Genomic DNA, 20,856 nt, shown 5'->3' with positions numbered 1-20,856 from the left:
TGTGTTCTTATAAAAATTAATTCAGCAGGATGTAAAAATGAGTAATATTCTTAACAATATTAATCTTACCGCTAAGTTTGCAATTCTGGGCTTGTTTTGCCTTGTTCTTTTTTCAGTTCCTACCGTGCTTTTTGTGTCAGAAGGTAATAAATATATTCAGGACAAGCAGAAAGAAGTAACAGGAGTGCCTGCTGAAAACAAAATCCTTGCCCTGTTGAATCTGATACAGCGCCATCGCGCTGAAACAGCCCTCGCTATTGCGCAAAAAAATCCTGCCACCTCATCGCGTCTAAGTGTTAGAGATGACATTGTTACTATCACCGATGCCATCAAGAAAGAGATGGCGCAGACAGAAGGCAGTGCGGGTTTAATCGAAAAAATCAATGGGGTGCGTGCACAGTGGGACGCGCTGCAGCAGGACATTGATGCTTTGAAACTGGATCAAACGACCAGCCTTGACGCACATGCGCAACTCATCCGCAAACTTCTTAACACAAACCGCGACGTGCTGGATTTTTACGGTTTGTCGCTTGATTCAGATATCAGTACGTACCGCCTGATTACCAGCAATTTCTCATCATTGCCTGAGCTTACCGAAAGTCTGGGTAAAATTCGTGCGTTCGGGACTTCACTGCTTGCCAGGAAAGAAGCTGTTAATGAGGCTGACTCTGTCCGTATGGAATCATTAATCAGCACGGGTGCCTATAATCTGGATATGTTTGCTCAGGACTCAGAGAAGCTTTTTTCGTCTGATACAGGGCTGAAGCAGAAATTCAGTGCCGATGCAGACGCGGCCGTACAGGAAGCCAAAAATGCCCTGAAAACTGCAGGGGCGTTATTTATTAGCCGCAGTATGACGAATCAGAATCCTCAGGACTATGCCGCAATTTTTACCAGCGCGATTAACAGATTCAGCACCTACGCGATTGCGGGCGGTAATGAACTGAATGACATGCTGAACCAGCAGATTACGGACCACCGGAATGCACAGTATGGTTTGCTGAGCGTTCTTCTCTTTATGGTCCTGCTTTCTGTCTTTTTCGCATTGATCATTATCCGTTCTGTTACACGACCTATCGGTGCCGCGTCAAAGCTTGCGCTTGAAGTAGCAGAAGGCGATCTGACAGCATCTTTTTCCGTGACAGGACGCAATGAAACAGCCGGTCTGCTTAAGGCATTACTGCAGATGAGTCAGCGCCTGACGGTGACGGTAGAAAACATTAAATCTAATGCCGTCACCATTGCCACCTCATCTGAGGAGATTGCCCGCGGTAACGGCGATCTTTCTGCGAGGACGGAAGAACAGGCTGCATCACTGGCTGAAACAGCCGCCAGTATGGAACAGCTCTCTTCGATCATCGGCAACAATGCTGAAAACACCCGCCATGCTGCAGAAATGGCCAGCTCGGCTACCAGCGCGGCATTGCGTGGCGGTCAGGCAATGGAATCAGTGCTGGGTTCCATGGAGAAAATCAGCAGCAGTGCAGGGCAGATTAAGGAAATCATTTCTGTCATTGATGGGATTGCGTTTCAGACGAATATTCTCGCGTTAAACGCGGCTGTTGAAGCTGCCCGGGCCGGCGAGCACGGTAAAGGCTTTGCCGTTGTTGCGGCGGAAGTCAGGTCGCTGGCACAGCGCTCGGCTGGCGCGGCGAAAGAAATTAAAGGACTGATCGAAAAGTCTGTGGAGAATGCTGAGCAGGGCATTTCGATGGCCCGGGATGCAGGTGAAAAAGTGAAGGAGAGTATGGATGCGATTGAACAGACAGCACAGCTGGTGAGAGAAATTTCATCTTCTTCAGAAGAGCAAAGTGCAGGCGTATCGCAGATAAATATTGCCGTTACTCAAATGGATCAGGTCACACAGCAGAATGCCGTGCTCGTTGAAGAGTCAGCATCGTCTGCTGATGAACTTGCAAGTCGAGCCGCTAATCTGAGGGACGCTGTTAGCGTGTTCCGCACAAACGCTGGTTAAAATTTCCGTTAAGTGCTTCTTTTATATGTCTGTAAACGGCGTGCTGTCGGCGCATTTCTGAGGTCTGTCATCTCAGTAACAGTATCTCATAAGCCATCCTACGGGATGGCTTAATTCCTTCCTTACGTAACTTTGGCACAAAGCGGACATACGTGCTGCAAGGTCCGCTTTGAGCGAAAAGCGGACGTCAAATGTACGATGACAGTGTAGTTTTGCCAAAATAGACATAACATACCTATCGCACATGCAGGCGACAGGCAAAAAACCGCCATCTGAGTGGGTCAGCTGCGGAAGCAGCCGGGGAGAAAAGGTTATGCATCCCGGAAAATCCGGCGTTCAGCGAACGCTGTCACCTGTAAGCCTTGCTAAAAAAAAGCGAACGGCACAAACCATGTGCTGCCGATCACGTAACGCCGAGAGAAGAATAAAAAAACCGCCGTGCAGGCGGTTCAAAGAGGTATTCAGTGGCTTTTGCTCTTATCGTGGCCGGTCGGAGCAGCCGCCGTTTGAGCTTAATGATAAAAGGCATCGGCAAGATAGCAAGCGTATCTCGGGCCGCGTTCCGGACGGATCCCACGGTATCTGCAGGATAAATAACCCGCTTTAGGCAAAAAAAAACCGCAGGGGGCCGAAGACGTGCAGTGGCTGAAAACTCCTGAATCCCTGGCCTGGTGTTGGCTTGCCGCTTATCTTGAATCTACTATGTGTAGTATCGATAGTAGCTTAGAAAACTACAACATATTGTATCTGCGACAGCTCGTTGCGGTCCGACATTCAGAGTTATAGGGGTTTTACCAACCAGCGGAAGATTAAGAGTACTAATGAGGGGGCCATTATTCTGAATCAATCGTAACCAATTTTATATCACCTATAATTTTCAGGAGTGTACAGCATAAAATCAACCTTTCCTGACTTATATTCATCAGGCTGCTCACCCATTTCAAGATAATGTAGCGCCAGTGTTATTGCCAGCTGAGCATGCCTCAACGTATTTTGATCTATGGTCAATGTCAGCACTCGTTGTTCGAGTAATTGCCGTGTTGTATTGTAAAGTTCATGAGTGACGTAAACTACTTTACCTCTAAGATTATAATCATTCAAAATCTCACTAACCTGAGTGTTACCCATGCCTGTATTATAAATTCCGACAATATCTTTATCAGATGCAAGGGTTCGGTTTAATAAAAGACTGATAAGCTCCCGTTCATCCTGACTGTAAATAGGTTCGCGCACATTGATTTTAGGATAAAATTTCTGCATTACTGAAATAAAGCCATCGACACGCTGACGATGGACTGCGTATTGCGTACGGCCGCTAATTATCACCACGTCCCCATGTGATGGTAGCATACCACCAAGTACAAAGCCTGATGTACGGCCTGCGCTATATTGATCAATTCCTACGTGGCACAATCTATCAGATCCTGGTAAATCTGCCACAAGGGTTATTACCGGGACACCGCGAGATTTACACAGGGTCAGCATTTCATAAATAAGTGGGCTCTCATGTGCAAATATAATCAAAGCGTCCATTTTTTTACTGCTGGCTTCAATGTGTTTTGCCATTTTTTCCGGAGAAGCTTCAGAGAATAAAGTTTTATGAAGTGTTATTCTGCGATAGCCTAAGTTATCAGCCAGCATGGAAAAATCTTTAGCAAGCTGTTCGAAAAAAAAAGATTTATTACTGCTCAACAGGACCTCAAGCTGCCAGGAGGGTCTATGCTTTTCCGGCAGAATACGCTTAAGTCCCGCATCACGGGCGGCCTTGAGTATTAGATTCTCCATGGCCGGCGATACTCCACCCCGATCATTAAGCACCCGATCAACTGTTGCAACACCTACACCTATTTTCTTTGCAAACTCAGTAATAGTTAATTTTTTCATATTTTATCGTATTTACTTTAACAGGTTTCGTCACTATCAAACTATAGTAAGTAATCTATAACACTGCCAGCGTTACAATCTTAACTTCAATTTATATTCTTTTCACATAAAAGACAAATAAATTTCACTTAAAATTAAGAGTAACACTCCAACAAAACTCTACTTTAAGAAATACATAAAACTTACTCGCATAAAAATTAACTTGAACTTATAGAACTTTTTCAAAAGCAACGCTGCGAGACATCGCATTCCTTACGAACAAATCAGCCGACTCTAAGTTTGACCAAAATGGCATTTAATTTTTAACAGAATCATATCATTAAACAATGAGTAGAATTATTTGCCACAATAAATAATGGCAATATTTAAAGTATTATTTACTCTGGATTTTTGATGCGATTTAAATATAGACCCTTTTTTCATGCAACAAATAGATGCATATGAAAAACATTAATATTCAGCCTTACCATGTCAATCAGCTTTTATATTAGATTATACTTAATTATAGTTTGATAGGATAAAATTTTACTCTCTACGAAAGTTTTCAGCCGGCGTAAGGAACTAACAGCATGAGTGAGTTAAATTGAAGATGTTAACAGCAATAGATGCTAACCATAATGTTCACTGCCTGAGTCAGCAGAGCCCGTCAGGAACCCGGACTCAGCAAAGTTATTAAAAGCTTAGTTATTTTTATAGCTCTGAGCCCGTGTTAAACAGGGGATTCACCTAATATCCAGTTAGGCCCGGTATCAGGAAAGCCTGCCGGATAGCGGCTCGCGGCATTATATGACTGAATCCATCCGGGATAACGTGTACCCGGATGACTGACCTTGTCCAGCATTTCTTTTTCCTCCTCGCTGAGATTAACAGACAGCGCGCTAAGGTTATCTCTGAGCTGATGCACATTGCGCACACCCGCTATGACGCTCGTCACCTGCTTAGAAGACAGCAGCCAGGCTATTGCGATGCTGGCAGGAGTAGTGCGGTGTTTTTCAGAAATTGTTTTGAGAACATCCACGATGTCCCATGCCAGGCTTTTATCAACGGGTGGAAATTCAATTTTTGCGCGTCTTGCAGAGGCCTCATGACTACCACTGCGGTCAAATTTGCCTGAAAGCAGGCCTCCTGCAAGAGGGCTCCAGCATAACAGTCCGGTTTGGCTATCCTTAATTGCCGGAAGGAGTTCATGTTCAATGTCGCGGCAGGCCAGTGAATAAAAAGACTGTACGCTGGCAAATTTCTCCAGCTTATGTTCACCTGAAATACCCAAAGCTTTGGCAATCTGCCAGCCGGCATAATTCGAACAGCCTATATAGCGAACCTTGCCCTGACGCACCATGTCGTCCAGTGTCCGCAGAACCTCTTCAATCGGTGTTACGGTATCAAAATTGTGGACCTGATAAAGGTCAATGTGATCGGTCTTAAGCCTTTTAAGGCTGGCTTCCAGCGCCTGCATAAGGTGATAGCGCGACTGCCCTGCATCGTTTGCGCCCGCATTCATTCTGCTGTGCGCTTTTGTTGCAAGAAAAACCTGACTGCGTCGCTGTGCCAGCACTTCGCCCAGCACGCTTTCAGAGCCCCCCATACCGTAGATATCCGCGGTATCAATAAAATTGATGCCGGCGTCCAGCGCCTCACCAACGATAATGTCCGCCTCTTTGCCCGTCAGGCGGCCGATGGCATTACCGGCGGCATTATCCGCCCCGCCAAATGTCATCGTCCCGAGACAAATGCGTGAAACATAAATCCCAGTTTTACCCAGTTCTGCATATTTCATTTTGTTTTCTCCGTTAAGCTTCAAATGATAATGACGCAGACAAACGCTTTCTTTTATTATAGAAATCCCTTTTTTATTATTCATTCGTCCAGGAAGTTATGGATCCGTTGTCTGATATTCTTTCACTTCTGAAGGCAGAGGCCATCCTTACGGCCCGTATGGAAGCACGTGGCCCCTGGGCAATGCGGTTTCCCTCTTATAAACACATTAAGTTCGGCACTGTGCTTGAGGGGAAATTCTGGCTTTGGATGGACGGAATGCAGCCTCTGCTGCTTGAAAAAGGGGACTTCTATCTTCTGACTTCGGGTGACGCTTACTGCTGTGGCTCAAGTCCGGCATTGATGGTAAGTGACGGACGGCAGATATTCTCTTCTCACCGTGAAGCGGATGGTGTGGTCCGCTACGGACAGGGAGAACTTATCAGTGAGGGGATTGGGGGGAGATTCGTATTTGAGGAGGCTTCCAGCCCGCTGCTTTTAAAACATCTGCCTCAGGTGCTGGTTTCACGACGAGAGGAAAGTTCTTCTCCTGCACTCACCGCCCTTATCACTTTGCTTTCGCATGAAACATCAGCGCTTCGTCCCGGACACGACATTGTGGCCAGTAGCATGGCAATACTTGTTCTGGTGCAGATGCTGAGGGAATACTTAGAGATTAATCAGAAAGGGACATCCTGGCTGAATGCCCTCGGTGACAGGAAAATAGGACCCGCACTGACACTGATACATTCTTCTCCATCTGCAGACTGGACGCTGGCAAGTCTGTCTGCAAAATCTGCTATGTCCCGCAGTGCGTTCGCCAGTAGGTTTCATCAGCTTACCGGTTCAACGCCCGGGAATTATCTGACGGCATGGCGAATGGAGCTGGCATGCGCTGAACTCAGAAAGCATCACTTAAGTATTACTGAGATAGCCAGATTAACCGGATATAAATCTGTTCCCTCTTTTTCTCTGGCCTTCAAACGTCATACCGGAAGAACGCCAGGAGGCTATCGTAATCTGCATAAGAACTGTTAACAGGCCACTCCGATAATTGTCTTTTTAATGCATATGCATAATTATCAAAAATTTATCGCAGTATTCAAATATACAATGTCCGCTTCTGGCACAAAGCGGACATTCATAGCCCCTTATCCCAGTCTCCCCATTCTCACCATCGCCCGATACCATGCCCCGCGCTGAATTGACCATCTCAACCCTAACGCAATCGCATTAATCTTCTGGTCAATCATCGCCTGCTGAAAGCGGCCAATCTCCGTACCGGACATTGCCTGCGCCCACGCGGGCATCAGTCCGAATCCTGACTTCAGCATGATTTTCATCACCGGTTTCGCCTGCCAGCTGGGTGCAGGGGCATTCATCAGCAATCGCGTCACTTCAGCGGTACGCTCGTCAAAGCGCAGCTCTGAACGCATCTGTTGCAGGTAATCCGCCACATCGACAACGCTTTTCGGCACCTTCTCTGCACCCAGCGCTTCGGCAATGAGCGCCGCTTCCTGATAGTACTGATCCTGCCCGGCGCGGGTAAGCTGAGGATTTTTGTAGCGCAGATGGGCGGCCAGAAAACGGCTGGTCTCCGCCACATGCACCCAGGTCAGCAGATGCGGATCGCTGGCGGCATAGGGTTTGCCCGCGCTGTCGACGCCGCTGACTTTCAGATGAATGCGTTTAACCCTGTCGATCAGCGTCTGCGCATCCTGCGAATTACCGTAGGTAGTGACAGCGATAAACTGGCTGGTGCGGCGCAGACGGCCCATCATATCTTCGCGGAAATTGGAGTGATCCCAGACGCCCGCCAGTGCCGCCGGATGCAGCATCTGCAACAGCAGCGCGCTGATCCCGCCGCACATCATGGAGGTGAAGTCACCGTGGACGCGCCAGATCACGCTGTCCGGGCCAAACAGGCCGGGATCGCCAGGTGGTTGAGAGAGGTCAAATTCATTCATCGACAGGCCGTTAAGGCGGAATACCTGCTGCTGAATGCGATCACGCAGATTAATCATAGCGGCTCTGATAGTGGATATGACGCGGCGCGCGGTAGCAGGACGCTAACGACGCGCCGCATCACCTTCCCCTGACGTCAGGGAAAAGGCTGACGGTTATAAATAGTTGAACTGCCCATCCTCGGTACGAACGGAATCGAGTCCAATCATCACGTTGAATTTGCCGGGCTCTGCAACGTGCTGCATCTGCTGGTTCCAGAACTTCAGCGCATCCACATCAATTTTGAAGGTCACAGTTTGTGACTCGCCTGCTTTCAGCATGATGCGCTTAAAGCCACGCAGCTCCTGCACCGGACGGCTGATGGAAGCGACCGGGTCGTTGAGGTACATCTGCACCACCGTCGCGCCATCGCGTTTACCACTGTTGGTCACGGTCACGCTGGCTTCGATGCTGCCGTTACGCGGCATGGTCGGGGAAGACATTTTTACCGGCGACACGGTGAAGCTGGTGTAGCTCAGGCCGTAACCAAACGGATAGAGCGGGCCGTTAACCGCATCATAGTAGTGCGAGGTGTACTTGTTCGGCTTCGCAAAGTTGTAAGGACGACCGGTTGGCAGATGGTTGTAGTAGATCGGAATCTGACCCACTGAACGCGGGAAGGAAACCGGCAGTTTGCCCGACGGGTTGTAGTCACCGAACAGCACATCGGCGATGGCGTTACCACCTTCGGTGCCGCTGAACCAGGTTTCCAGCACCGCATCAGCCATGCGATCTTCATTTACTATCGACAGCGGGCGCCCGTTCATCAGGACAATCACCAGCGGCTTACCGGTGGCTTTCAGTGCCGCGAGCAGCTTCTGCTGGCTCGGTGGGATCACCAGGTCGCTGCGGCTGGAGGCTTCGTGCGCCATCCCCTGCGCTTCGCCCACGGCGGCAACCACCACATCGGCCTGCTTCGCTTTGGCAACCGCGTCATCGATCATCTGCTGCGGTGAACGCGTATCCACGGAAACCGCCTGCTCATAGAGGTTCAGGAAGTCCTGAATCCCTTTGTTGTCGCTGACGTTAGCGCCCTTCTCATAAAGCAGCGTCGCTTTGCCTTCGGTGGCAGTGCGCATGCCCTGCAACAGCGAAACGGATTGCTTCGCCACGCCTGCGGCGGACCAGCTGCCCATGATGTCGCGCTGACTGTCTGCCAGCGGACCAATCAGCGCAATGGTGCCCGATTTTTTCAGCGGCAGCGTTTCCAAACGGTTTTTCAGAAGTACGATGCTTTTACGCGCCACATCGCGCGCTTCAGCGCGATGCAGACGGCTTTCCGCATTGGTGTCCTGCGGGTCGCTCTCTTTCGGACCTAAATGGCTGTAGGGATCGTTAAACAGGCCCATGTCATATTTGACGTTAAGCACATGGCGCGCCGCGTCATCAATTTCAGCCATCGTGACCTCACCGCTCTTCACCAGATCCGGCAGATACTTACTGTAATATTCGTCGCTCATGCTCATATCCACGCCCGACTTCAGGGCGATGCGTACCGCTTCCTGCGGATCGCTGGCGACGCCATGCTTGATCAGCTCTTTGATTGCGCCGTGGTCGCTGATGGTGATGCCTTTGAATTTCCACTTATCGCGCAGCAGATCTTTCAGCAGCCAGCTGTCCGCCGTAGCGGGGACGCCATTAATCGAGTTCAGCGCCACCATCACGCCGCCGCTGCCTGCATCCAGTGAGGCCTTATACGGTGGCAGATAGTCCTGGAACATGCGCTGCGGGCTCATGTCTACGGTGTTGTAATCGCGTCCACCCTCAACGGCGCCATAGAGCGCAAAGTGTTTCACGCTGGTCATCACGCTATAGCGATCGGCGGCACTTTTGCCCTGCATCGCCTGCACCATGCTGCGACCCATTTCGCTGGTGAGATACGTATCCTCACCGAAGCCTTCGGAACCACGACCCCAGCGTGGTTCACGGCTGACATCGACCATCGGTGCCCATGTCATATTCAGACCGTCGTCGGCCGCTTCATAGGCGGATACGCGCCCTACTTCTTTAACGGCATCCAGATCCCAGCTTGATGCCAGGGCCAGAGGAATCGGGAAAATAGTGCGCTGACCGTGAATCACGTCGAAGGCGAAAAACAGGGGGATCTTGAGGCGGCTAAGCTGCATCGCCTGATCCTGCATCGCGCGGATATCCTGACGCGTGACAGTGTTAAAAATCGCGCCAACCTGACTCTTCTGAATCATGTCGCGAATGGCTTCTTTCGGATTATCAGGTCCGACGCTGATTAAACGCAGCTGGCCAATCTTCTCGTCCAGCGTCATTTTTTTAAGCAGCTGGTTAACGAAGGCATCTCGCGCCTGTTCGGTCATCGGGTGGTTACCAGGCACTGTCTCAGCCAGTGCGGGTTGCATCGCAAGGGAGACAGCGAGACTAACAGAGTAAATCCATTTCATCAGGTTGGGTTCTCTTAAGTAACTGCGCAATATCGAATAAACAGGCGGCAGTGTGCCACAAGATGAGAATAGCAGGTAGCGGCCAGAGTCACACTGCGTTGAGGTCAGTTGACGTGCTACAGTTAGGACGCACTGATAAGACAAGGGAATTGCTCATGATACAAACCTCTGCCCTGCTTTCTGACCTGCGCCGCCTGGTCGGCCCTGCCCATCTGCTGACAGAACCTGAACAGACTGCCCGCTATCGCAAAGGCTTTCGCTCCGGCGAAGGTGAGGCGCTGGCCGTGGCGTTTCCCGGTACGCTGCTGGAACTCTGGCGGGTACTGCAAACGCTGGTGAAAGCGGATGTCATCATCCTGATGCAGGCGGCGAATACCGGCCTGACCGAAGGTTCAACGCCGCATGGCGACGATTACGACCGTCCGCTGGTGATTGTCAGTACCCTGCGGCTGGATAAGCTTCAGCTGATCGACAACGGCCAGCAGGTGCTGGCATTCCCCGGCAGCACACTCTATCAGCTGGAAAAAGCACTGAAGCCGCTGGGGCGTGAACCCCACTCGGTGATCGGCTCCTCATGCATTGGGGCTTCGGTGCTGGGTGGCATCTGTAATAACTCCGGCGGATCGCTGATTAAGCGCGGTCCGGCCTACAGTGAGATGGCCCTGTATGCGCAGATTGATGCACAGGGAAGACTGAAGCTGGTGAACCATCTGGGTATCGATCTGGGGACCTCACCGGAAGAGATTCTGGGACGGCTGGATGACGACCGCTGGCAACCCAAAGATGTGCAGCACGATGGCCGTCACGCCTCCGATCATGAATATGCCGATCGCGTCCGTGAAGTCGATGCGGATACGCCCGCCCGTTATAACGCCGATGCGCGTCGCCTGTTTGAAGCGTCCGGCTGTGCCGGGAAACTGGCGGTCTTCGCCGTGCGACTGGATACTTTCGCCAGCGAACCGCAGCAGCAGGTATTTTACATCGGCACCAATGAACCCGGTGTGCTTAACGATATCCGCCGTCACATCCTGGCGCATTTCACCCATCTGCCGGTGGCGGGCGAATATATGCACCGCGACATTTATGACATTGCGGAAGTCTACGGCAAAGATACCTTCCTGATGATCGACAAGCTGGGCACCGATAAGATGCCGCTGTTTTTCACGCTGAAGGGTCGGATTGATGCCTGGCTGAGCAAGCTCTCCTTCGTTAAACCGCACTTCAGCGACCGGCTGTTGCAGCGCCTGAGCAAACTGTTCCCGGCGCATCTGCCCAAACGCATGAAGCAGTATCGTGACAAGTATGAACATCATCTGATGCTGAAGATGTCGGGCGATGGCGTGGCAGAGGCGCGTAACTATCTGCGCGACTACTTTCGTGAAGGCGGTGGTGAGTTCTTTGAGTGTGAAGGTAAAGAAGGTGCGCACGCGTTTCTGCATCGCTTTGCGGCAGCGGGTGCGGCCGTGCGCTACCACGCAGTCCATGCAGATGAGGTCGAGGATATTCTGGCGCTGGACATCGCGCTGCGTCGCAACGATGCGGACTGGTTTGAAACCCTGCCCGATGCGATTCGCGCATCATTAAGCCACCGCCTCTACTATGGTCACTTCTTCTGTCACGTCTTCCATCAGGATTACATCGTCAGAAAAGGGGTGGATGTGCACGCGCTGAAAACGCAGATGCTGGAGATCCTGCAGGCGCGCGGCGCAGAATATCCCGCTGAACATAACGTCGGTCATCTCTATCAGGCCAAACCGCAACTGGCGGCGTTCTATCGCCAGCTCGATCCGACCAATAGCTTTAATCCTGGCATTGGCAAAACCAGCAAGCAAAAAGGCTGGGCGGTGAAGCAGGTTTAAGCGCGTTATGGGTCAGCTTGTCTGAGCAGGCTGACCGTCATACGACGCAGCCATCCACTCACTTCCTGGAATTGCCTGCCGTATTATCTCTGCTGATGACTAACATCTTCATCAAAAAATTAATTCTCCTTCCCAGATTGCACCTGCTTTATTTACTGTCATCGGTTTCTGCGCAACACCTCACAAAATACCCCGCCACCAATTGATAATTCGCGTCGCGAAAAATAGATTGTCGCCACTAAAACTAAAAGCTGTTTAATGACCTTTATTTTATTCAGGGAGGAAGAGTCATGCGGAAAAATAATTACGCTTTAGCGTTAATGGAAATAGCCACTGTGATAATAGCCCTGTCAGCAATAATTTCATCTCCCGCTTATGCGGCCGGATTTATTGATGACGCATCGCTAAAAGGTAATGTTTTTTACTGGCAGCGGCAGCGGGATCGCAGAGACACCGATCCCGCCAGTGACTCTCAGGGAAAGTATCGGGCTAATTTACATCACGCCTCGCTCAACAGTAATCTCGACTTCCAGTCAGGTTACGCCGGGGAGTGGATGGGTCTGGACTTGGCCGTTTTTGGCGCTGCTGAACTCGCCAACAGCGGCCCCGCCGCTCCTAATGAAATTGGCTTCAGTAAGGCACGTACCCGCTGGGATGAAAAGTGGAATGGCGACAGCGGCGGCGCTTCGGTTTATAAAGCCGCGCTTAAATTAAAATATAACGAATACTGGTTACGCGCCGGTTATATTCAGCCCACCGGCCAGACGATCCTTGCGCCGCACTGGAGTTTCTTACCCGGCACCTATCGCGGCGTCGAAGTGGGTGCGCTATATGATTTCCAGGAAGCCGGAGCATTATCATTCTCGTGGATGTGGAGTGATAAATATAAGGCGCCCTGGTATCGTGATTTATATGATTTCCGACAGGCTGATGGCAAAACGCATATCAGCTATCTGCACTCATTCGGCATGAAATATGACTTCAAGAATAATCTGGTCCTTGAAGGGGCATTCGGTCAGGCGGCGGATTATATGGATCAATATTTTGCCAAAGCCTCCTGGTCGGCCACGCCTTATGGCAATGCACTCTCCACCAGCTATCAGTTTTACGGCGCACATGACAACGTGCAGGGCGGTGCCGCTAATCCCCGCGATGTCTATGATGGCCTCGCCTGGCTTCAGGCAATCACGATCGGTTACAACGTCGGCCCGGTGGATCTGCGCCTCGAAGGCAGCTGGGTCAAAGCAGAGGGCAATCAGGGCTTCTTCCTGCAGCGCATGACGCCGGGCTATGCCAGCTCCAATGGCCGACTGGATATCTGGTGGGATGCCCGTTCCGACTGGAACGCCAATGGCGAAAAAGCGGTCTTTGCTGGTGCGATGCTCGACTTAACGCCGTGGCAACTGGCGGGCTGGAAAGTGGGCGCATCATACGTCTGGGGCTGGGATGCCAGACCCGCCACCCTGCCCACCGTTGACCAGAGCCAGCGGCTGAAAGAGTCCGCCTGGAACCTTGATCTGATCTATCAAATCCAGCAGGGCCGCGCCAAAGATACCCTGTTTAAACTGCATTACACCCGCTACGACAACCACAGCAATCTGCCCAGTTACAGCGGCGGTTACGGCAACATTTTTCAGGACGAAAAGGACATCAAATTTATGGTTATCGTGCCGTTTACCCTGTTCTGACGCCCTGCAGACTCCCGGATATCTCTTCAGCAGCAAGGATGAATCAATATGTTTAAGTTAAGCCTTATCGCGCTCACTCTGCTGGGCGCTGCAGCCTCAGGCCACGCCAGCTCGTCAGCGCAGCAGGTGGTGAACCAAATCAGCCAGTCTGGCATCACTTATCAGGTGAATGACAACCAGGCCGCTCTGAATGGTACCGACTGCGCCGCGCTGGGTGCCGACTATGCCGCCTGCAATCGCGCGACCATTACCCTGACCAATAACGGCCCGGCACTGACCGACAAACACTGGGCCATCTACATGAGCAACGTTCACCAGACGCTGCGGGTCGAAAACGATCAGTTTAAAATGACCCACCTGGTTGGCGACTTAACCCGACTGGAGCCGACGGACAAGTTTACCGGCATTGGTGCAGGTGAGTCGGTGCAGATTCCCATCGTTAATGAATACTGGCAGCTGTTTGTCACTGATGTGATGCCGCGCTGGTATGTCACGTCCGGGCAGGCAACGCCCAAAATTATTGCCAGCACCGACCATGAAGACCCCAGCCAGTTTATGTTGCCGCTGGGTGATCACTGGCGACGCAGTGCCGATGACCACAATGTCCTGATGCAGCCCGTCAGCCGGTTTGATAAAAACAGCGATGTTGCTGCCCTGCCCGTCTCTGCGCTGCGCGGTCAAATCACACCCACGCCGCTTGAGATGAAGCTCCGCCCGCAGGATGCCGATCTCAGCCGCGGCGTCAGGCTGATGCTTACCGGGCTGACACCTGAAACCGGTGAAGCGGTAAAACAGCGCCTGACCCTGCTCGGCCTGAAAGAAGCGCCAGATGGATTCGCCATCACGACACAGATCAAGCCGGACCACTTCAGCGGCATAACGGCGAAATCGGGCGCATACAATCTGGATATCACGCCCCGCCGCGCCATTGTGGTGGCCTACGATGCTGCCGGGGCTTTCTACGGTCTGATGTCGATTCTCTCACTGGTACCTGGCGAAGGTGCGGCGCGTATCGCCGCGCTGGAAGCCCATGATGCGCCGCGCTTTGCTTATCGCGGCGCGTTTCTTGATGTTGCCCGTAACTTTCACAGTAAGCAGGCGGTGATGCGGCTGCTTGATCAGATGGCGGCGTGGAAGATGAACCGCTTTCACTTTCACCTGAGTGACGATGAGGGCTGGCGGATTGAAATTCCTGGCTTATCGGAACTGACTGACGTGGGCGCTAAACGCTGTCATGACCTGACCGAACAGCGTTGTCTGCTGCCGCAGCTCGGTTCCGGTCCGTTCAGCGATAACAACGGTAGCGGCTACTTCAGTCGTGCTGACTACATCGACATTGTGAAATATGCGCAGGCGCGCCACATTCAGGTGATCCCGGAAATTGATATGCCCGCCCACGCCCGTGCGGCGGTCATCTCAATGGAAGCGCGCTATCAGCGGCTGATGAAAGCGGGAGACGCTGAACAGGCCAGCGCGTACCGCCTGATCGATCCCACCGACGACTCCAATACCACCTCGGTGCAGCTTTACGACCGCACCAGCTATCTCAATCCCTGCATTGCGGGTTCTCAGCGCTTTGTCGACAAGGTGATCGGTGAGGTTCAGGCGATGCATCAGGAAGCGGGACAGCCATTAAGCACCTGGCATTTCGGCGGGGATGAAGCGAAGAATATCCGCCTGGGTGCAGGCTACTCTGACAAAAATAACCCTAAACCAGGTACCGGCCTGCGCGACTGGCGTAACGAAGATCTGCCGTGGGCGAAATCGCAGGCGTGCCAGGCGCTGGTGAAGAGCGGCAAAGTGGAAGATCTGGCGCACCTGCCGAGCTATTTCGCCCTGTCCGTCAGTGAAATTGTTAACCGCCACGGCATTGGCAAAATGCAGGCGTGGCAGGATGGTTTAAAAGATGCCAGAAATGCCGCAGCCTTCGCTACCCCGCGCGTTGCGGTCAACTTCTGGGATACCCTCTACTGGGGCGGTTTTGACAGTGCCCCCGACTGGTCACAGAAAGGATACGATGTCGTGATCTCCAGTCCTGACTACCTCTATCTGGACTTCCCGTATGAGGTGAACCCGCTGGAGCGCGGCTACTACTGGGGCACACGTTTCAACGACGAGCGTAAAATCTTTGGCTTTGCACCGGACAACCTGCCGCAGAATGCGGAGACCTCGGTGGATCGCGACGGCAATTTTTTCAGCGCCAAATCAGAGAAGCCGTGGAGTGGTGCTTATGGCATGTCGGCCCAGCTGTGGAGTGAAACCGTGCGTACTGACGCCCAGATGGAGCACATGATCTATCCGCGCCTGTTTGCGGTCGCGGAACGAAGCTGGCACCGCGCCAGCTGGGAGCGGGATTACCAGCCAGGTCAGGAATACACGGGAGGCAAAACCCATCTCGTCGATCAGCAGGCACGCCTGCATGACTGGCAGCGATTTGCCAACCTGCTGGGACAACGGGAACTGGCGAAGCTGGATAAAGCGGGTATCGATTATCGCCTGCCGGTGCCGGGAGCAAAAATCGTAGATGGCATCCTGTCGATGAATGTCGCCTTGCCCGGCGTGATGCTGGAGTACAGCCTGGACAAAGGGGCTAACTGGCAGCGCTACGATGCTAACAGACCGCCGCAGATCAGCGGTGCCGTGACAATCCGCTCCGTCAGCCGTGACGGCCAGCGCACCAGTCGCGTGGAAACGTTGTAGTAAGCGGGATTAAGCATGAGCTGAGAAGCCAGCGTTGTGAATATAAAAAAGGCCGACAGATGTCGGCCCTTTCACACCTAAACCAGCTTCTCTTCCGGTACCGGCGCCACACCCGCCATCTGCTGACGGCGCTCAATAATCATGGTTTGCGGTGTCGAGAGCAGGATGCCCTCTTTACGCAGACGCGTCAGAATATCAAACAGCAGGTCGCTCTTCGCGCCTGAGATCTGGCGCTGACCCGCCACGTTACCCGTGACGCTCAGCACAATCCCCTGCTGGGTCAGATCTTTAAACGAAACAGACGGCTCCGGCGTCTCCAGAATGCGCTCATTCTCGTTGTAAACCTCCAGCAGAATATCGCGCACCTTCACCGGATCGATATCGAGGGGGAAAGTCAGCGTAATCGTCACCACCCCCTGCGCATTGCCCATGGTCGCATTGCGCACGTTCTGCGAGATAAACTGTGAGTTAGGCACAATCACCGTGGACTTGTCGCCCAGCTGAATCTCGGTGGCACGCACGTTAATGCGGCGGATGTCCCCTTCGATGCCGCTGATGCTCACCAGATCGCCGACTTTAACCGGACGCTCGGTTAACAGAATCAGCCCCGAGATAAAGTTCTTCACGATCTCCTGTAAGCCAAAACCGATACCAACCGACAGCGCACTGACGATCCACGCCAGCTTGTTCCACTGCAGACCCATGATCGACAGGGTAAGCAGGATAATCAGCACGTAACCGATGTTGCTGAACAGCGTCACCAGCGACACCCGCATTCCCACATCCATGGTGGTTTTTGGCAGGAAATCGGTGTCGAGCCAGCGACGCACCGAGCGCAGCACATAGATTCCGACAATCAGGCAGATTATCGCATTCACCATGTGCGCCGGTACGATGTTCAGGGATTCGAGTCCTTTACCGCCCCAGAACTCGATCACTTTTTGCAGCAGCTCAATCGGCGTTGAGGAGGCAAAGGTGCCGTTGACCAGCGCCAGCGCGACAATCAGCACCAGGAACGTTTTACCAATGGCCGCCAGCAGCGTGGCCGTCTGCTGCAGGTGACGCTCATTAATGTTAAGCGAACTCTGGATGCGACGACCGGTAGCGTTACTGGTTGAGAAGAGACTCTCACAGCCATCTTTCAGCAGATGACTGAGGAAGTAGAACGAGCCAAACAGCAGGCCGCACCAGATCACTTCATAACTCAGGAAGCGCGCCAGCGTGACGTAACCGATGAGCAGCGACACCAGAATGGCGATCCCGGTCAGCGTCAGGCCCATCTGGATCAGTCCGACCAGCGTAGAACGTGCCTCCGGTGGTGTACCCGCCTGAGTCATACGGCGACGAACGCGGTTGGTACGCATGCTGATCGCCAGCGCGGTGCTGCCGATCAGCAGGGCCGTCAGCCCGTTGGCAAAAATGGTGGTATTCAGGCTGGTGCCGACGCTGTAGTTAAACGCCTCGACCGTCTGGAAGATAAAGACCAGCACGGCGGTAATCGGTGGAAACGGTTTTAACGCCATCGCCACTTCATTGGAGATGGTCGGTAAACGCCAGCTGGGGCGACGGGTAGAGAGGAAAGCGCGTCCCAGTCCGGCAATCAGGCCACAAAAGACACTGAGCCGAACCAGTTGATCCACAAAGTCCTGAACGTTTTCAGAAACCTCATCACGGCGGGTAAAGGCCAGGGCGATGAAGTTAAAGGTGAGGACGACAGCCACCAGGGTGGTCAGGGCTATCGCTGCCGCCAGGAAACTGCGGCGCAGCTTACCTTCCGGCAGTTTGTGAATGCTGATCCAGGCCAGAAACTCTTCGCTGTAACGACGGCCAGCCGTCATCACCAGCAGCGCCGCCAGCAGCCAGAAGACACTGCCGACTCGCCAGCCCGGCTCCCAGGAAAGCGCTGCGGTGTCCTGCAACTCCTGCAGGAACTCACCAATTTTCTCGCCATCCAGATCCTGTGTGCTGAGCAACGGTGACCAGAAGCGCGCCCCGAGAATGCTGCCGGAGTTCAGCGCCAGCTGGCTTTTCAGCTGATCGCGACGCAGGTTAACAATCTGCGAGGAGAGCATCAGTGCGCCATTTTTAATGCCTTCAGCCTGCTTAATCTGGTCGTCGAGTTTGCTTTTCTGACTCTCCAGCGTGTTACGCTTGCGCGTCACCTCCGGCGTCTCTTTGACGCCGCTGTCCGCTTTCGGGGCCGGACCCAGCACCTGCAACTGGGCTTCCAGTTGCTGGCGATCGGGAACCAGCGCCTGACCCAGCGTATCGGCATTGCCGGAGAGCTCCAGCGCCATTTCATTCAGCTGCGTCAGCTTGTTTTCGCCAGCATCGACAGAAACCTGACTTTTAATTTTGTCGAGGATCTTCTGCATTTTCGGCAGTTCAACCGCGGCATTCAGCTTCGGCGGGGCATCCTGTTCCTGAGCAGCACCGGCCGCATCATCTGCGGCCAGCGCCAGCGCCGGGGCAAACCCTACCAGCGCCAGCATTAACAATGCAAAAAGGGATCGTATAAACATATGTGTAAGATTCCGGCAGCTTAATTCAGGCGATCGTCCCTCGCCAGTCGCGCGTAAGTGTAGGGCTTTGCAAGGGATGGCAATATAGGAATAACGGGCATTTTTCGGGCTGATTCGGGACAGGCAGCGGCGTAAACATCGCTGTACGCCTCTGCCTGCTTCTTCCCGGCGACCTGCTCAGCCTGCAGGTCATGCCAGTGCGCGCCGTGCGCGACACCCGCTATTCTCTACTCAACGTCGGCACTGCTGGCACCATTGCTGGCAACCTGGCCCGACTTCTGCTTTTTATACGCCAATGCAGCAGCGGGGACTGGCGCGGCTTTGCCGGTCTCAATCCAGCTGCGCAGACGGTTAGCGTCGGCGAAGTGGGTATATTTGCCAAAGGCATCCAGCACCACCAGCGCCACCGGACGATTGTTAATCATCGTGCGCATCACCAGGCAATGGCCCGCCTCGTCGGTATAACCGGTTTTGGTCAGCTGAATATGCCAGTCGTTTTTATAGACCAGATGGTTGGTATTGCGGAACGGCAGCGCATAGTTCGGATGGGCAAACACCGCCGTCTCTTCTTTTGTGGTGCTGAGCGCGCCAAGCATCGGATATTCCCGCGTCGCTTTGAGTAACTTCACCAGATCCTGTGCGCTGGAGACGTTCTGCGTTGAGAGGCCGGTTGGCTCTACATAGCGGGTCTGTTTCATGCCAAGTGACCGCGCTTTGGCATTCATTGCCTGGATAAAGGCGCGATAACCGCCCGGATAGGCGTGCGCCAGGCTGGCGGCGGCACGGTTTTCTGAAGACATCAGCGCCAGTAACATCATATTGCGTCGGCTGATCTGGCTGTTGAGCTTCACGCGCGAGAAAACACCACGCATTTCCGGCGTCTGGCTGACATCGACGTTAATCATCTCGTTCATCGGCAGATGCGCATCCAGCACCACCATCGCGGTCATCAGCTTGGTGATGGACGCAATCGGCCTGACCCGATCCGGGTGGCTGGAGAAGAGCACTTTATTAGTGGTGAGGTCGACAATCATCGCACTGCCAGAAGCGATCTGCGGCTGAGCAATAGGCGCAAGTTGCGACAGCGAAGTCGTCGCCTGCGCCGGAAGTGAAACAATCTGCCCGGAAACGAGCAGCGCCAGCGAAAGCAGGGTGGAGCGAATTTTTGCAGGCATCGTAGAAAAAAACCCGGTTATGATTGTGTACTGTGTCGGACCGACACAGGCCGCCCGCTTCATTCACGTCGGCGCGCGGGCTGGCAGCAGCATCATACGCTTAAGGTTAAGAAATTTCCTGGTGAGATTGTTTCCGGGCGTAAAAAGAGAACTGCCGCCAGAGCGGCGGCAGTGGTCAGTCAGAACAGATGCGGTCCATATCCCCACAGCACCACGGTCAATGCCAGTAACACTTCAAAAACCAGCACGCCGATGGCAAGTGTAGAGCCGGAAAACCGCAGACTCTCTTCGCGATCGATATTCAGAAACAGCGGAATGCCAATATAGAGCAGATAGCCGGTGTAGAGCAGCGCCACAGCGGCGGCCAGCACGCAGAGCCAGACCAGCGGATAGAGTGCCACCAGCCCGCTGAGAAACAGTGGCGTCGCCACGTATCCCGCAAACACGGTGCAGCGCTGGACGCCAGGACGCTGCGGAAAATCACGCGCCATCCAGTGGATCACGCGTCCCATAACCGCGACACCGCCCAGAATAATCAGATAGAACAGAATGCCCAGCCCGATCCCGGTTGCCAGGTTAAGTTGCACATATTGCCCCTCGCCCAGATTCCAGCCCAGCTGAGTTGTACCGATAAAGGCGCAGATCACCGGAATCGCCGCCATCAACAGAACATGGTGGGTGTAATGGTGCGATACGCTCTCATTCTCTTGCTTGATATGACGCATTTCCTGATTCGGATGCGCCAGCAGACCCCAGACATGATTCATAGATTTAATCCTCTGATGCAGTGGGCTGCCCGATGATGCATCCGTCTTTAGGGGCAGCGTCTTCTCAAGTATAAACGGCAGTGAAATTTTCGTGGTGACCGGACAAAAAAACA

At 53.0% G+C, this 20,856-nt stretch carries 12 protein-coding genes; 5 read left to right on the top strand and 7 right to left on the bottom strand.

Annotated elements, in window-relative coordinates; translation table 11 throughout:
* Positions 1-37 precede the first annotated feature (37 nt).
* On the top strand, positions 38-1,975 hold the full coding sequence (locus AC6I8J_RS05805; protein ID WP_109653982.1) for a methyl-accepting chemotaxis protein: 1,938 nt from the start codon (positions 38-40) through the stop codon (positions 1,973-1,975).
* An 864-nt stretch (positions 1,976-2,839) separates the two neighbouring features.
* Here the strand turns inward: AC6I8J_RS05805 and AC6I8J_RS05800 are convergent.
* Complete coding sequence (locus AC6I8J_RS05800) at positions 2,840-3,859, bottom strand: LacI family DNA-binding transcriptional regulator (RefSeq protein WP_033760284.1); 1,020 nt, start codon at positions 3,857-3,859, stop codon at positions 2,840-2,842.
* A 709-nt stretch (positions 3,860-4,568) separates the two neighbouring features.
* Complete coding sequence (locus tag AC6I8J_RS05795) at positions 4,569-5,636, bottom strand: aldo/keto reductase (protein ID WP_033760287.1); 1,068 nt, start codon at positions 5,634-5,636, stop codon at positions 4,569-4,571.
* A 98-nt stretch (positions 5,637-5,734) separates the two neighbouring features.
* Here AC6I8J_RS05795 and AC6I8J_RS05790 point away from each other — a divergent pair, with 98 nt between their 5' ends.
* Positions 5,735-6,652 (top strand): AraC family transcriptional regulator, encoded by a 918-nt coding sequence (locus AC6I8J_RS05790; RefSeq protein ID WP_260057718.1) that lies wholly within the window; start codon positions 5,735-5,737, stop codon positions 6,650-6,652.
* 113 nt (positions 6,653-6,765) lie between these two features.
* On the opposite strand, the gene AC6I8J_RS05785 is transcribed toward AC6I8J_RS05790, so the two are convergent.
* Both AC6I8J_RS05785 and bglX read right to left on the bottom strand, forming a co-directional pair.
* Positions 6,766-7,638, bottom strand: a complete 873-nt coding sequence (locus tag AC6I8J_RS05785) for an oxygenase MpaB family protein (protein ID WP_222924307.1) — start codon at positions 7,636-7,638, stop codon at positions 6,766-6,768.
* 96 nt (positions 7,639-7,734) lie between these two features.
* A complete protein-coding gene (bglX, locus tag AC6I8J_RS05780) occupies positions 7,735-10,032 on the bottom strand; it encodes a beta-glucosidase BglX (protein WP_161736774.1) in 2,298 nt (765 codons plus the stop codon).
* 155 nt (positions 10,033-10,187) lie between these two features.
* Between bglX and dld the strand changes: the two genes are divergently transcribed.
* The 3 genes from dld to AC6I8J_RS05765 all read left to right on the top strand — a co-directional run bounded on the left by dld (position 10,188) and on the right by AC6I8J_RS05765 (position 16,279).
* Positions 10,188-11,891, top strand: a complete 1,704-nt coding sequence (dld, locus tag AC6I8J_RS05775) for a D-lactate dehydrogenase (protein ID WP_161736773.1) — start codon at positions 10,188-10,190, stop codon at positions 11,889-11,891.
* 320 nt (positions 11,892-12,211) lie between these two features.
* A complete protein-coding gene (gene chiP / locus AC6I8J_RS05770; protein WP_497825633.1) occupies positions 12,212-13,579 on the top strand; it encodes a chitoporin ChiP in 1,368 nt (455 codons plus the stop codon).
* A 48-nt stretch (positions 13,580-13,627) separates the two neighbouring features.
* A complete protein-coding gene (locus AC6I8J_RS05765; RefSeq protein WP_497825163.1) occupies positions 13,628-16,279 on the top strand; it encodes a beta-N-acetylhexosaminidase in 2,652 nt (883 codons plus the stop codon).
* Positions 16,280-16,356: 77 nt separating this feature from the next.
* Here the strand turns inward: AC6I8J_RS05765 and AC6I8J_RS05760 are convergent, their stop codons facing one another.
* From AC6I8J_RS05760 to AC6I8J_RS05750, 3 genes are all read right to left on the bottom strand, one after another.
* Complete coding sequence (locus AC6I8J_RS05760; RefSeq protein WP_253421382.1) at positions 16,357-18,801, bottom strand: DUF3772 domain-containing protein; 2,445 nt, start codon at positions 18,799-18,801, stop codon at positions 16,357-16,359.
* A gap of 227 nt (positions 18,802-19,028) precedes the next feature.
* Positions 19,029-19,976 (bottom strand): D-alanyl-D-alanine endopeptidase, encoded by a 948-nt coding sequence (pbpG, locus tag AC6I8J_RS05755; RefSeq protein ID WP_161736214.1) that lies wholly within the window; start codon positions 19,974-19,976, stop codon positions 19,029-19,031.
* A 179-nt stretch (positions 19,977-20,155) separates the two neighbouring features.
* Positions 20,156-20,743: a Yip1 family protein gene (locus AC6I8J_RS05750; RefSeq protein WP_161736215.1), complete on the bottom strand. Its 588-nt coding sequence runs from the start codon at positions 20,741-20,743 to the stop codon at positions 20,156-20,158.
* Positions 20,744-20,856 lie beyond the last annotated feature (113 nt).

Source organism: Pantoea sp. X-Soil-ISGK-355 (assembly GCF_059730805.1).
Note: the sequence above shows the minus strand (reverse complement) of the source record. Positions and strands in the feature narration are given on the sequence as shown.

Bases quoted from the DNA above. Each gene is read 5' to 3' on its own strand.
- AC6I8J_RS05765 (WP_497825163.1), top strand. From the start codon at position 13,628: ATGTTTAAGTTAAGCCTTATCGCGCTCACTCTGCTGGGCGCTGCAGCC.
- AC6I8J_RS05800 (WP_033760284.1), bottom strand. From the start codon at position 3,859: ATGAAAAAATTAACTATTACTGAGTTTGCAAAGAAAATAGGTGTAGGT.
- AC6I8J_RS05760 (WP_253421382.1), bottom strand. From the start codon at position 18,801: ATGTTTATACGATCCCTTTTTGCATTGTTAATGCTGGCGCTGGTAGGG.
- chiP (WP_497825633.1), top strand. From the start codon at position 12,212: ATGGAAATAGCCACTGTGATAATAGCCCTGTCAGCAATAATTTCATCT.
- bglX (WP_161736774.1), bottom strand. From the start codon at position 10,032: ATGAAATGGATTTACTCTGTTAGTCTCGCTGTCTCCCTTGCGATGCAA.
- AC6I8J_RS05790 (WP_260057718.1), top strand. From the start codon at position 5,735: ATGGATCCGTTGTCTGATATTCTTTCACTTCTGAAGGCAGAGGCCATC.
- pbpG (WP_161736214.1), bottom strand. From the start codon at position 19,976: ATGCCTGCAAAAATTCGCTCCACCCTGCTTTCGCTGGCGCTGCTCGTT.
- AC6I8J_RS05750 (WP_161736215.1), bottom strand. From the start codon at position 20,743: ATGAATCATGTCTGGGGTCTGCTGGCGCATCCGAATCAGGAAATGCGT.
- dld (WP_161736773.1), top strand. From the start codon at position 10,188: ATGATACAAACCTCTGCCCTGCTTTCTGACCTGCGCCGCCTGGTCGGC.
- AC6I8J_RS05805 (WP_109653982.1), top strand. From the start codon at position 38: ATGAGTAATATTCTTAACAATATTAATCTTACCGCTAAGTTTGCAATT.
- AC6I8J_RS05795 (WP_033760287.1), bottom strand. From the start codon at position 5,636: ATGAAATATGCAGAACTGGGTAAAACTGGGATTTATGTTTCACGCATT.
- AC6I8J_RS05785 (WP_222924307.1), bottom strand. From the start codon at position 7,638: ATGATTAATCTGCGTGATCGCATTCAGCAGCAGGTATTCCGCCTTAAC.